The following is a 12586-nucleotide window of genomic DNA, read 5'->3' on the forward strand; positions in this document are numbered from 1 at the left end:
CTCCGTGATTCAAGCGTCATGAGAGCTGCCAAGCGAGACGATGTCAGGCGTAGCTGTAGTTGTAATAGCCGTAGCCATGCTTGTCGCCGGCTTGCGGTTCGATGGCATTCAGGATGGCGCCCTTGACGTGAATGCCATTGTTCTCGAGCTTCTTGCGCGCATGCTCGAGTTCGCGCACCTGGTTCATGCCAAAGCGCGCCACCATCAGACTGGCGCCGACGTGACGACCGATGATCAACGCTTCGGTCACGGCCAGTACCGGTGGCGTGTCGATGATGATCAGGTCGTAACGCTCACCGAGTTGCTCCAGCAGCTCGGCGAAATTGGGCTGCATCAACAGCTCCGACGGGTTGGGCGGTGCGACACCACGGCCCAGGAAATCAAGATTGTCGATGCGCGAGTGATACAGCACGCTGTCCAGCGGGCTGGCACCGCTGAGCACATCCGACAGACCGCCTTGCTCGGAGGTACGCTGGAAGGCGTGATGCAGGTGACCACGGCGCATGTCGGCATCGATCAGCAGCACGCGCTGACCGGCCTCGGCACTGACCGCCGCCAGATTGAGACTGACGAAACTCTTGCCGATGCCCGGGCTCGGCCCGGTGAACATCACTGACTTGCGGCGGTTGTCGAGCAGAGCGAAATGCAGACTGGTGCGCAGGCTGCGCAGGGCCTCGATACTGATGTCCGACGGCTGGGAGGTAGCCAGCACCCCCTGATAGATCTCGCGACCGCCCTTCTCGCCCTTGAGGCGCACGCGGCGCATCATGTTGTGCTGCTGCGGTGACAGCGGCACCGTGGCGTAGACGGGCAGGTCCAGCGCTTCTATCTGCTCGGCGGTATCGATGCCCTTGCGCATCGCATGACGCAGCAGTGCGGCCAGCGCGCCCAGCATCAGGCCGATCATGCAGAACACGGCCAGCATCAGGGACGTCTTCGGCGAGATGGGCACTGGCTGCAGAACCGCCGGATCCAGGATGCGCACGTTGCCGACGGTGCCGGCCTTCTTGAGACGCACTTCCTCGCGCTTGTTGAGCAGCGCGACATAGATTTCCTGGCTGACGGTGACATTGCGATTCAGGTTGAGCGCCTCGCGCTGGGCGGCCGGCAGTTGCTCGGCCTGCTTCTGCACGCGCGCCTTCTCCTGATTGAGAGAATCACGGCGTGCCACCAGTGCCCGATAGGCCGGGTGCTCGCTGGTGTAGGCACGGGACAGCTCGGCCAGGCGCAGCTTGATCTCGGTCAGCTGATTGTCCAGTCCGACGAGATTCTCCATCACCTGCTGACTCTCGGCGGTCAGATCGACCGAGTCGCGACGGCGACGATAGTCGTTGAGTGCCGATTCGGCCTCATCGAGCTGGCCACGCAGTGTCGGGATCTGGTCGCCCAGAAAGCCCAGCTGATTGTCAGCCTCGGCAGATTCCCGCTCGATGTTCTGCTGCAGGAAGACATTGGTGATGGTGTCCAGGGTATTGACGATGGCGGCCTGGTCACTGCCGGACAGGCTCAGCGTGACCACCCCGGTGTCGGTGCCATTGCGCACGGCGGTGAAGCGCGACTTGAGCGAATTGATGGCGCTCAGGTCCGAGATGCTGGTCAGGGTGAAGCGTGCACCGGGTTCGGCTGACAACTCGCGCACGAAGACCTTGATGCCCTCCGCCAGCGCGTTCTCGCCCACCTTGCCATCGACGATCGGCTGCCCCTCGGCATCCAGCAGTCGGTAGCGCTCATCGCCCAGTGCCTCGAGGGTCAGCGTCTGCTGCTGCCACGGGCCGCCGAGCTCAAGTGTGGTGACCTTGAGGGTGTCATCGCCCCAGGCGTAATCCTGGCCGCCGAGGCTTGCCGGCAGGCGCAGATGGCGGTTGGAGAGCCAGTCACCGATGACCGGGTAGCGCACCGGAGAGACCACGATATTGAGGCGCTCGCGTTCCACGGCCTGGCCCAATACCAGTCGTGAGGCGAGAATTTCCAGCTCATCGCTGGTGCTGCTCTCATCACTGCCGGTCGCCTGACCGGCCAGCGGCCCCAACAGGCTGGCGCTGCCGCCCTTGTCCTCAATCTGGATCAGGGAATCGGCCAGGTAGATGCGTTGCTGGCTACCGACGAGATAGATACCCAGCAGGGTGAACAGCAGCGTGCTGCCGATCAGCCACCAGCGTCGATGCCAGAGCAAGGCGAGAATGGTGCTGAAATCGAGTCGGCGCGTGGTGTCCTTGCCAGGCTGTGCAGAAGAGGATGGCATGGGAGAGGTGTACTGATTCATGACGCCGCCTTGAGTAAACGATTCAGGCCCGGCAGGCAGGTGATACGGCAGGTCGCGACGCGACCTGCCATGCGGGAGTGGGACATGACCTCAATCCTCGATGTCATCGATGACCGAGACGAAGGCCCCGGTGCTGGTCACGGACGGCAATAGCTGACTCAGCACACGGTTCCAGCGGCTGACCGGCGCGGCGGTCACATAGACCACATCACGCGGTTGCAGCGGGAAGCGCGCGCCCAGCATTAGCGAGGTCGCATCCGAGATATCGAGAATGAAGACCGTGGCCAGCTTGTCGGACTCCGGCGAATTTTCACGCACCACGAAGACGCCTGACGGATTGGCGCGGTCCTCATCGACCCCGCCGGCCCGCGACAGCGCATCGGTGAGGCTCAGGCGTTCATTGCCCACCGGCATGTTGCCGGGCTTGAGTACCTGACCGAGCACGAAGACGTTCTGGTCTTCCGCCACCGGCACATTGATCACGTCGCCATCCTTGAGCAGACGGTTCTGACGCATGTCGCCCTGCTGCAGCAGCTGATAGAGACTCAGGTGCTCCTGCTGGCCGTCGCGCGTCAGCGTGATGTTGTGGGTGTTGGCCAGTGCCGTGACGCCGCCGCTGGCACTGATGGCATCGATCAAGGTCAGCGGAACATCCGTGACCGGCACGAAGCCCGGCTCGGTCACGGCGCCGCTCAGATAGACGCGCTTGGAGCGGAATTGCGCCACCGAGACATTGACCTGCGGCTCGGTGATATAACGGGACAGCCCCGCGACCAGAGCGGCGCGCACCTCATCCACCGTCATGTCGCGAATGTTGATGCGCCCGACATAGGGGTAGAACAGCGTGCCATCCGGCTGGACGATGTAGGTCAGCGCCTCGACCGTCTGACGCTGCACACCGCTTTCCTGGGCCAGGTCCAGCGGCGTGCTCAGATTGATGGCCAGAATGTCGCCGCCGCCCACGCGGTAGACATACTGCTTGATGTCATCGACCAGCTCGGGCGGCGCGGGAGCGGTCCGGGCGGGGCGCGCACGATAGTTGGAGATCAGCCCGGGGGTGATCGGCGTGACTTCCACCTGGTCGGTCAGCGGCGCGACCTCGGCTTCATAATCCATGTGCCCACCGGGTGCGAAGGCACACCCGCTCATCGCCAATATCACGGCGGCAAATGAGAACGCCCGGAGCGTCGTTCTGACCGGTATATCCATATCCTGTCTCTTCCCCTGTGATCCTGACCGCTACCGCCAGGCGCTGTTTCGGCACGCTACCGCCCTGAGGAACTGGCGTTCTCCCCTGCTGCCGATAGCGGCGCCCTGTTGGCGTACCTGTCATCTGTCATGGAGTGGTCACGCCTGCCCTTCGATACCCCTGCGATATCCGCGGACACACGTCAGGCATGTGTCCATGACACATGCCCATGACCGAACTCCGAAATGGAACGTTTATTAGTATTTTAGTAATTCACTACCAGTCATCTAACACACGAAACATATTGCATTGATCGACTTTCTCATCAATCAAGACAATATGACTCATTTTATTAACCGATACTTATAAGCTTGATCGCACCAACACTATTGATGACTTGTTTCTTGCACTTTTATTGACATTTCAGTTCAAGCGTCTGGTTGATTGAACCTGTCAGAGGCCACAGTCGACTGAAGGTTTGTGCAGCCTCTTCAAGCAGGTGAGACCTGACGATCTCGTTGGCGAGTCAGCTGCCACGGCAGCGTCAGAACGGGATGAGAATTCATGCCCGCATGCATTCCATGGAGAGGCGCGATGATAGAGGTGCAACGCTCGATTGCCCGAATGTGCCTGCGCAACCTGCCCGACCTGGCAGGCAGCGCGCGACCTCGAATGAGGCGAGCGCCTAGAGTCCCGATAGGCCAGGAACACGCCGCTTTCGCGTGAGGCACCGACGGCTTCGTCAATCACACCTGATATATCAAATCCATTTAATACAATAATTTACTGACATTCTCTGCCTGATCTGACGCACTATCCTGCACGTCTTCCGGCAAGCTCGGGTCTGACTGACCACTCGGCGGCAATGCCCTGACTCCAGACTTGCCCCCCGGACTTGATGCCTTCTCATGAGGCATTTCGCCAACCCCGGTGTCGCACGCTGGAGCGGTACCTCACCCCGCCTGACTGGCCATCTGCGAGGCCCGTCCTGCTTTTGTGTCGCTCGACTCTTGCGTATGTGCGCATGCTGTCTCCCTTGGCCATGTCCGACGACCTCGACAGATCTGCACATGACGCACGTCGCAGCGAAGAGCACCTGGCGCTTTACCGACGACATTTGATTCGCCAATAAGCGACATTACTGTCCCCCTCTTCAACAGGGCTGATAATAAATCAATTGACTTCAACAGCAAGGACTTGTCATGTCGTCGAGACGATTGTACTGGCGGTGGTAACTTTAAGCTGCTTCCCCTAATCCTCATCATTGGCAATCGGGTACCTGACAGACGGCAGATTACCCTTAGCGCATCTAATGCAAATTGCGAAATCAAACTACTTTAATTCAGCAGCAACTCACCATCTGACTCATCTTTGCAGAATGAGAAACCCCAACCTCACTTTGCACACACCTCACACATGCCACGCAGGTGCCCGGATACGCCCCGATCAACTCCTGAAAGACGAAAAGGCCAGGGGGTGGTGTCAGCGGCACCCCCTGGCCTTTCCAATTGCGTTCATGACCTGCTCAACGTGGCCGGCTTTCCTGAACATGCCTTTCCTGAACATGCCTTTCCGTCACTTGGGTGTCCGCTGCGGACATTCAGGGCGTCACCTCCAGCCCTGAGGTGTCCTGCGCTGGCTGGTGGCTGCCATACAGCGCCAGATGCCCACTGAGAGCGGTATCGATATGGTAACTCGCCCCATAGCGGCGCGCGTTGCGGGCGAAGGCACGCCGCAATTCAGCATCCCCCACCAGTCGACCCAATGCCTCGGCGTAGCGCACGGGCGTGTGCTGGTCGACCACCAGGCCGTTGCCGACCCGATGCACCACCTCGGCACAACCGCCGACATCGGTGACCAGTACCGGCAGGCCACTGAGCGTCGCCTCTAGCAGCGAGATCGGCAGGCCCTCCCAGGCGGATGACATGATGAAGGCATCGGCGCTGGCCAAAAGGCCTGCTACATCCGAGATATTGCCCAGCAAGCTGACCTCATCATTGAGCCCGAGCGCCTCGATCTGCGCCACCAACTGCGCCTTGTGTGGCCCCTCCCCGGCAATCCTGAGCGTGAACGCCAGGCCCTGCGCCTTGAGTCTGGCGCAGCTTTCCAGCATCAGGGGGTATTGCTTGGCATCGGTCAGACGTCCGATCGCCGCCAGCTGCACCGGAGCCTGCTGATTCGCCTCCCGCCAACCACTGGCCTTGAGGCGCGCCCCGGAGACGGCGTTGTCGATCTGCACCACCGGACGCGCCGCAATCGGTGCCAGCTTGTCGGTGCAGGCGCGACAGATACCGACGTAGGCCGCCACACGCCGATCAAATAGCCGGAACATCCAGGCCGGTGCGCCCAGTTCGATACTGTGCACCGTCATCATCACCGGCAATTGACGCGGCAACCCAAAGGCGAACATCAACGCGTAATACAGGTGGCAGTGCACCACGTCCGGCGCGAAGCGCGTCACTTCCCTGCGCAGCCTCGTCGCGCCTCGCCACGGGCGGCGGCGTGTCTCGATGCCCAGAAACGAGTAGCTGACATTGCCGGCACTCAGCTGGCTCAGAAAGCGATGCTCGTATTCGAGGTCACGGCCACATTCCGCGGCGGTTTCCAGAAAGGTGATATGCACACTGTGGCCAGCGGCCACCATCGCCAGACTCAGGTCCTTGACGTAGACCTCGGCGCCGCCAGAGGCGGGAGTCGAGATGACATGCATGATTCTCACGGCGATAGCCTCCTGCTGTCGTTCATGAAAAAAGTGAGGGCGGCTGCCCTCACTTGTCTGTCCACTATCGGTATTGCCTGCCACCGTCATCCAGGCGCCAACACGGCGGCCAGCCGCTCAGATCACCTTCAACAGCGCCGGGGCTTCCAGGCCCTCAAGTACCGTGCGCCAGCTGGCTTCGACGGTATTGCGGGAGAAACGGTCCAGCCCGTAATCCACATTGGCGCGCAGCCTCTCGAGCACCGCCTCATCCCCCAGCACCTCATCAAGCTGACGGGTCATGGCGTCTACATCGCCCTGCGCGACCAGATAGCCATTGACGCCATGCTTGATGATCTCGCCTGGCCCGGCCGGGCACGCGAAGCTGACACAGGGCACACCACAGCTCAGCGCCTCGACCAGCACCAAGCCAAAGCCCTCGAAGCGCGACGAAAGCACGAACAGGTCCGCCGCGGCGTATTCGCGCCGAATGTCCCGGCATTGGCCCGGCATCTGCAGCTGATGGGTGATCTTCAGGCGCTCGGCCTGCGCCATCAGGGCGCCACGCTGTGCCCCCTCGCCGACGATACGCAAGACCCAGCCATCACGGGTCGCCTCAGGCAACGCCGCCCAGGCCTCGAGCAGCAGATCGAAGCCCTTCTGCGGTTCGAGGCGACCGACGGCCACCGCCACCTTGGGCGATTTGGCGCCGCGTGACTCCGCCACTTGCTCAGCACTGCCACCACGCCCCTGGAACGTCTGGCGCTCGGCGACGACATGCTCCAGCGGATTGAGGTTGGGCACCACGCTGAGTCGCTCACGCGCCGCTGGATGCAGCCGCTCCCAGTACTGGCGATCTTCATGCGACAGCACCACGATGCGGTCGGCGCGATGCGCCGCCAGACGCCGCGCCGTATCACGACGGGCAACGCCGAGATCCGAGGTGGCATTGAAGTGCTCCCAGCACAGGTAGCGCGTGCGGCGACAGAGCAGCGTCGGCAGCAGGAAGGGCAGGAAGCCGATGCTTTCGACCACCACCACCACATCCGGGCGCTTGCGCAGCACCACCCACAGCAGACGCAGGAACAGCCACAGGCCACGCACGGCGCCCAGATGCGAGCGCTCGGGATAGAGTGATTCGTGCACGATATCGTCATGCAGCGGATAGGGACTCTCCGCCGGGCCATATTCGCTGAGGATCTCGACCTGATAATCGCCACTGGCGGCCAGCATGTTGGCGGTATCGGCGCAGGCACGCTCGGTGCCGCCGGTGCGTGACTGGGCACCGGTATAGAACAGGATATGTCTGTGAGTGCTCATGAGGCGTATTGGCTCCGGCGGACAAGTTGCCGGGACAAGGCCGGGCTCACTGCATAGCTCATCAACAGCGCCTGCTCCTTCAGCGAGAGCTGGCGCAGAGATGACCAGGACGCTTGTCGCACCTGATCGAGCACGACCTTGCGCACTCGCGAATCATCCGCCGTCTTGTTGATCGCCTGACGCATGATGAAGCTGACGCCGACGAAACGCAGGCCGCGGATTTCCAGCAGGGCCATGCCGTGCGTCGCGGCGAAATGCTCACGATAATGCTCCGCGAAGACCCGCCAGCTGCGGTGGAACTTGTCCAGCTCCTGGTTGCTGAACGGCTTGCGCGTCAGAGAACCATCGCTGCGCTTGTCGAAGTAATACAGCACCTCGGGCAGATACAGCACGCGCTCCGCGCGCCCGAACAGATCCAGGTTATAGAGGCCATCCTGCGACACGGGCAGATCAGGGAAGCTCAGCGAGCAGGCCAGATCGGCGCGGATCGCCTTGCCCCAGGGGGACGACACGATGGTGTCATGCATGAAGTCACGAAAGGCCCGGGCCAGCGGGCGTTCCTCGGCCTGCTGGCAGAACGCCAGGCTGTCATGATCGCCCTTGGGGCCCTGCAGGCAATAACGGAAGACCACCGCCTCGGGCGAGTCGAACGCCTCGATGCGGGCCTGCAGAATATCCAGCGCGCCGGGCGCGAAATGATCATCGGCATCACAGAACAGCACATAGCGGCCGGCAACCAGGCTCAGACCATGATTGCGCGTGCCGCCCGGCCCCATGTTGCGGGAGTTGCGGCGCAGCACCAGCCGCCCGGGGATGTCAGGCATCTCGCCGGGCGGCGTGGACACTGAGGATTGCTGCTCCATTTGCTGCTGCGCCTGTCGCTCAGCCCACAGGAATCCATCATCCGTCGAGCAATCATCAATGATGATATGTTCATAGGATGCCTGGTTGTCACGCAAGCTGTTGATACAGCGCGCAAGACCATCCCCTGAATTGTGATTTGGCGTCACGATGGAAAAGTAAGGCGACTTCCCTGTATAGCGTTCCATGCCCTGCCTTCTTTATTGTTCACTGTCATTGACCAGCACAGCCGACCAGCGCCCGCGAAGCAGAGCACACACTGCACTGAAGAGTGGGTCAGTTCTTGCGACTGACTTTTATTCGCAATTTCTTATATTTTAGTGCTTGATACCCGATCATCTGACAGAAGCTGAACCTGCCCTGAAGATGACAGGTGAGCGACGTCGCCCTGAGGAGTGGACACTGGAGAGATGACCGCTCGTGAGAAAGGTGGTGACAGGAAGTGGCAGCAAATGGCGACACTTCCTGCCCCGCCGTTGACCACAGACTAATAATCCCCCCCAGCCCAAACAAGCTGCGCTGTTGCCAAAAGCCGAAATCATGAGCGTTTATGCGCCAATCCTCCGGCAACTCATGCCAGACACTGACAATCAGTGACTACTGAAATACGCCCCGCCCACTGAGCCAATTGAGCCAGCGCGACCAAAACCATCATGCTCGCTATCCGATGTGATGCACATCAACGTGAGCACCTTGCACGAGTGTCATACTGCCAGAGCGCGATGCAGGCTATGATGGCAGGCATTGGTCGGCCTGCCCGCACGCACACGGCCCTACTCTCAAGCTTCCTTGCCTGCCAACGCCACGGCGTCGCACATGATGGAGCCAGAGACGCCGTACCCTGTCGTTCTATCCCTCTGCCCACGGAGACCTCATGGAGCCTTGGCAACTTGTCGCCATCATGATGAGTCTGGCACTCGCCAGCTATATCCAGACCCTGACCGGTTTTGCCTTCGGATTGATCGTGATGGGCCTGCTGGCGACCCTCGACGTGCTGCCCATCGAGAGCGCCGCGTTGCTGTGTACCCTGCTGGGCCTGTTCAACAACGGGATGGCCATGCGCGGGCACTGGCGAGAGATCAATCCGCGTCTGGCACGCCGCCTGCTTGTCACCAGCCTGCCAATGTTGCCAGTGGGCTATTTCCTGGCGGTCTGGCTGGGTAGCGAGAGAGCCCCGCTGTTGGGCATGTTGCTGGGCATCGTCATCCTGATCGCCTGTCTCGCCCTGCTGGCTCAACCGGGCCCGCGTGCCACGACATCGCCACGCTGGCACTTTCATACTGCGGGTGTGCTGTCAGGCCTGATGGGGGGGCTGTTCGCGGCCAATGGCCCGCCTCTGGTGGTCGTGCTCTATCGTCAGCCGATGACCCTGATCGCCATTCGCTGCACGCTGTTCGGTGTCTTCATCGTCACCGGCATCGTGCGCATGGGCCTCAGCATCGCGGCCCCGGGGCGTATCGGCGACACCCTGCCCCAGCTGCTGCTCGTGGGTCTGTCGGGCGCCCTCGTCGTGATGCTCTTCACCGAGCTGGCGCGCCGCTTCCCGCCGCCCTTGAGTGACAATCGACTGCGTCAGGTCGCCTATGCCATTCTGCTGGTCTCGAGTGTCAATCTGATCATCAAGGGCCTGGTCTGATGTCTCAGCCTCCACCCGCACAGGATGCGGCTGATCCCGCTGACGATGCAGGCTTCATCGAACTGTCAGAGAGCACGCTTGAGGCCATCAAGGCGGCGGGCAGAAAGCTCGATGAGGATGTGCAGGCGGGACGTCTCCCGGCGGGCAGCTCGCGCTGGATGATGGCACCGTCAGGGGAGCGCTTCTGCATTCGCCATTCCGGCCCAGCCATTGATGAAGAGACTGATGAAGACTCTGATGGCGAGTCCGAACCAGACGCCGACGCGCATCGCCAGTCACCGATGATGCGCTGCTGGCAGCGTCTGCTGGCTCATGTGAAGCGCTGACGAGCATTTCCAGAGATCCAGTTCTCGAGAAAGCTCGCGACAAGGCGCTCGATATAGCCTGCAACAAAAAAGGGACTGCCCATGGGCAGTCCCTTTTGTCTTCTGCATGGTGTCTACTTCATGGCCTCAAACGCAGTCGATCACTCCACCGTGACACTCTTGGCCAGGTTGCGCGGCTGATCGACATCAGTGCCCTTGAGCACGGCGACGTGATAGGAGAGCAGCTGCAGCGGCACCGCGTAGACGATCGGTGCGAGGAAGCGGCACACGCCCGGCACGGTGACGACGTGAACCCCTTCACCGGCCTTGAGGCTGACTTCCGGGTCCGCGAACACGAACAGCTGGCCGCCGCGGGCGCGAACTTCCTGCAGGTTGGACTTCAGCTTCTCCATCAGGTCGTCCATCGGCGCGACCGCCACCACCGGCATGTCTTCGTCGATCAACGCCAGCGGGCCGTGCTTGAGCTCACCTGCCGCGTAGGCTTCGGCGTGGATATAGGAGATTTCCTTGAGCTTGAGCGCCCCTTCCATGGCGATGGGATACTGGCTGCCACGCCCGAGGAACAGGGTATGGTGACGATGCATGAACTTCTCCGCCAGCTGCGCGATTTCCCCATCCAGCGCCAGGGATTGCTCGATCACATGCGGCAGGTCCTTGAGGCGCATCAGCAGCTGACGGCTCAGCAGGTCATCCGTCTGACCGTCGCTCCTGGCCTGACGCAGCGCCAGGGTGGTCAGCATCAGCGCTACCAACTGGGTGGTGAAGGCCTTGGTAGAGGCGACACCGATTTCCGGCCCGGCATGGGTCAGCAGTGACAGGTCGGATTCACGCACCAGCGAACTTCCGGCCACGTTGCAGATGGCAAGGCTTGCCAGATAGTGACCGGCCTGCGGGCCTTCACGGTTGAGCTTCTGGATGTCGCGCAGCGCCGCCAGTGTATCGGCGGTCTCGCCGGACTGGGACAGCGTCAGGAACAGCGTGCCCGGCGCCGCGACGCGCTCGCGATAACGGAATTCCGAGGCCACCTCGACCTGGGCCGGAATGCCCGCGACCTCTTCCAGCCAGTAACGCGCCACCATGCCGGCGTGATAGCTGGTACCACAGGCAATGATCTGTACCTGACGCACATCGGCGAACAGCTGTGTCAGACGCGCCACATCCACGACCTGCTTGCCTTTCTCGGCGCCGCTCTCGTTGCCAGCGCTGGCGGCGAGGAAGGAATGGCGCGAGACATCGAAGGCCTCCAGACGCACGCCTTTCGGGTCCAGTCGCTCGGCCAGCGTGCGCGACAGCACACGCGGCTGCTCCATGATCTCCTTCATCATGAAGTGGCGATACTCGCCCTTGCCGGCAGCTTCGACGCTGTGTTCGTAACGCACCACTTCACGCGTGACCGGTGTCAGCTCATCGCGGTCGCCGGTACGTTCCAGCACCTGGATGCCGCTCGGGCTGATGGCGACCATGTCGCCTTCATCGAGATAGATGAAGCGATCGGTGACCGGCAGCAGCGCCAGCGGATCGGAGGCGATGAAGTGCTCATCGATCCCGACGCCGACCACCAGCGGGCTGCCCTGGCGAGCACCGACCAGCAGTTCGGGGTTGCGCTGCTCCATCACCGCCAGCGCGAAAGCGCCATCGAGACGCGCGGTGACCGCATTGACGGCCTGGGGCAGTGCCAGGCCGCTGCACAGTTCGCGATCGACGAGGTGCGCGACCACCTCGGTGTCGGTCTCGGACGTGAAGACATAGCCAGCGGCTTCCAGCTCGCCGCGCAGCACTTCGTGGTTCTCGATGATGCCGTTGTGCACCACGGCGACCCGCTCACTGGAGAGATGCGGGTGCGCATTGTGCTGGGCAGGACGCCCATGGGTCGCCCAACGGGTGTGCGCCACGCCGATGGCGCCGGACAGCGGCGCCTCGCGCAGCTCGTCTTCCAGCGCACGCACCTTGCCAACCGCGCGGGCGCGACGCAGCTCGCCGGCGGGGTCGATGACCGCCACGCCGGCGGAGTCATAACCGCGGTATTCGAGGCGATGCAGCCCCTCGATGAGAATCTTGCTGATATCACGCTGAGCCAGACCGGCAACGATGCCACACATGAGAAATTCCTCTACTGCATGCCACCCTCATGAGAGAGGGTGGCATGACTGAATGGATGTCTTTCAGGGAGTGCGTACGCAGATCAGGTACGCGTGCTGAATCTTCCAGCGACGTTCAATGCCGGCTTGAGCCTTGATGTCTGAGCATTGACGCTTGAGCACTGGCACTTGAGCAATGACGCCTGGGCTGTGAT

General features: G+C 61.8%; 8 protein-coding genes. 2 read left to right on the forward strand and 6 right to left on the reverse strand.

Annotated features, from left to right (window positions below; genetic code table 11):
• Positions 1 to 43: 43 nt before the first annotated feature.
• From CDPAHKCJ_RS02065 to CDPAHKCJ_RS02085, 5 genes are all read right to left on the reverse strand, one after another.
• Positions 44 to 2263, reverse strand: a complete 2220-nt coding sequence (locus CDPAHKCJ_RS02065) for a polysaccharide biosynthesis tyrosine autokinase (protein ID WP_166018428.1) — start codon at positions 2261 to 2263, stop codon at positions 44 to 46.
• 90 nt (positions 2264 to 2353) lie between these two features.
• Complete coding sequence (locus CDPAHKCJ_RS02070) at positions 2354 to 3472, reverse strand: polysaccharide export protein (protein ID WP_166018430.1); 1119 nt, start codon at positions 3470 to 3472, stop codon at positions 2354 to 2356.
• Between the two features lie 1580 nt (positions 3473 to 5052).
• Positions 5053 to 6162: a glycosyltransferase gene (locus CDPAHKCJ_RS02075; protein WP_240916631.1), complete on the reverse strand. Its 1110-nt coding sequence runs from the start codon at positions 6160 to 6162 to the stop codon at positions 5053 to 5055.
• 126 nt (positions 6163 to 6288) lie between these two features.
• The gene (locus CDPAHKCJ_RS02080) at positions 6289 to 7470 is read right to left on the reverse strand and encodes a glycosyltransferase family 4 protein (RefSeq protein ID WP_166018434.1); all 1182 of its coding nucleotides are present in this window, start codon (positions 7468 to 7470) and stop codon (positions 6289 to 6291) included.
• A complete protein-coding gene (locus CDPAHKCJ_RS02085; RefSeq protein WP_166018436.1) occupies positions 7467 to 8519 on the reverse strand; it encodes a glycosyltransferase family 2 protein in 1053 nt (350 codons plus the stop codon). Before CDPAHKCJ_RS02085 ends, CDPAHKCJ_RS02080 begins: the two co-directional genes overlap by 4 nt.
• Positions 8520 to 9205: 686 nt before the next feature.
• Between CDPAHKCJ_RS02085 and CDPAHKCJ_RS02090 the strand changes: the two genes are divergently transcribed.
• Complete coding sequence (locus CDPAHKCJ_RS02090; RefSeq protein WP_166018438.1) at positions 9206 to 9967, forward strand: sulfite exporter TauE/SafE family protein; 762 nt, start codon at positions 9206 to 9208, stop codon at positions 9965 to 9967.
• Complete coding sequence (locus CDPAHKCJ_RS02095) at positions 9967 to 10293, forward strand: hypothetical protein (protein ID WP_166018440.1); 327 nt, start codon at positions 9967 to 9969, stop codon at positions 10291 to 10293. Before CDPAHKCJ_RS02090 ends, CDPAHKCJ_RS02095 begins: the two co-directional genes overlap by 1 nt.
• Before the next feature lie 140 nt (positions 10294 to 10433).
• On the opposite strand, the gene glmS is transcribed toward CDPAHKCJ_RS02095, so the two are convergent.
• Positions 10434 to 12392, reverse strand: a complete 1959-nt coding sequence (gene glmS, locus CDPAHKCJ_RS02100) for a glutamine--fructose-6-phosphate transaminase (isomerizing) (RefSeq protein ID WP_166018442.1) — start codon at positions 12390 to 12392, stop codon at positions 10434 to 10436.
• Positions 12393 to 12586: the final 194 nt, after the last annotated feature.

It is taken from the genome of Cobetia sp. MB87 (genome assembly GCF_011319755.1).
Taxonomy (GTDB): Bacteria; Pseudomonadota; Gammaproteobacteria; order Pseudomonadales; family Halomonadaceae; genus Cobetia.

What these genes read in the sequence shown, in the direction of transcription:
- CDPAHKCJ_RS02095 (WP_166018440.1), top strand. Translation starts at nt 9,967, where the DNA reads ATGTCTCAGCCTCCACCCGCACAGGATGCGGCTGATCCCGCTGACGAT.
- glmS (WP_166018442.1), bottom strand. Translation starts at nt 12,392, where the DNA reads ATGTGTGGCATCGTTGCCGGTCTGGCTCAGCGTGATATCAGCAAGATT.
- CDPAHKCJ_RS02085 (WP_166018436.1), bottom strand. Translation starts at nt 8,519, where the DNA reads ATGGAACGCTATACAGGGAAGTCGCCTTACTTTTCCATCGTGACGCCA.
- CDPAHKCJ_RS02090 (WP_166018438.1), top strand. Translation starts at nt 9,206, where the DNA reads ATGGAGCCTTGGCAACTTGTCGCCATCATGATGAGTCTGGCACTCGCC.
- CDPAHKCJ_RS02080 (WP_166018434.1), bottom strand. Translation starts at nt 7,470, where the DNA reads ATGAGCACTCACAGACATATCCTGTTCTATACCGGTGCCCAGTCACGC.
- CDPAHKCJ_RS02065 (WP_166018428.1), bottom strand. Translation starts at nt 2,263, where the DNA reads ATGAATCAGTACACCTCTCCCATGCCATCCTCTTCTGCACAGCCTGGC.
- CDPAHKCJ_RS02075 (WP_240916631.1), bottom strand. Translation starts at nt 6,162, where the DNA reads ATGCATGTCATCTCGACTCCCGCCTCTGGCGGCGCCGAGGTCTACGTC.
- CDPAHKCJ_RS02070 (WP_166018430.1), bottom strand. Translation starts at nt 3,472, where the DNA reads ATGGATATACCGGTCAGAACGACGCTCCGGGCGTTCTCATTTGCCGCC.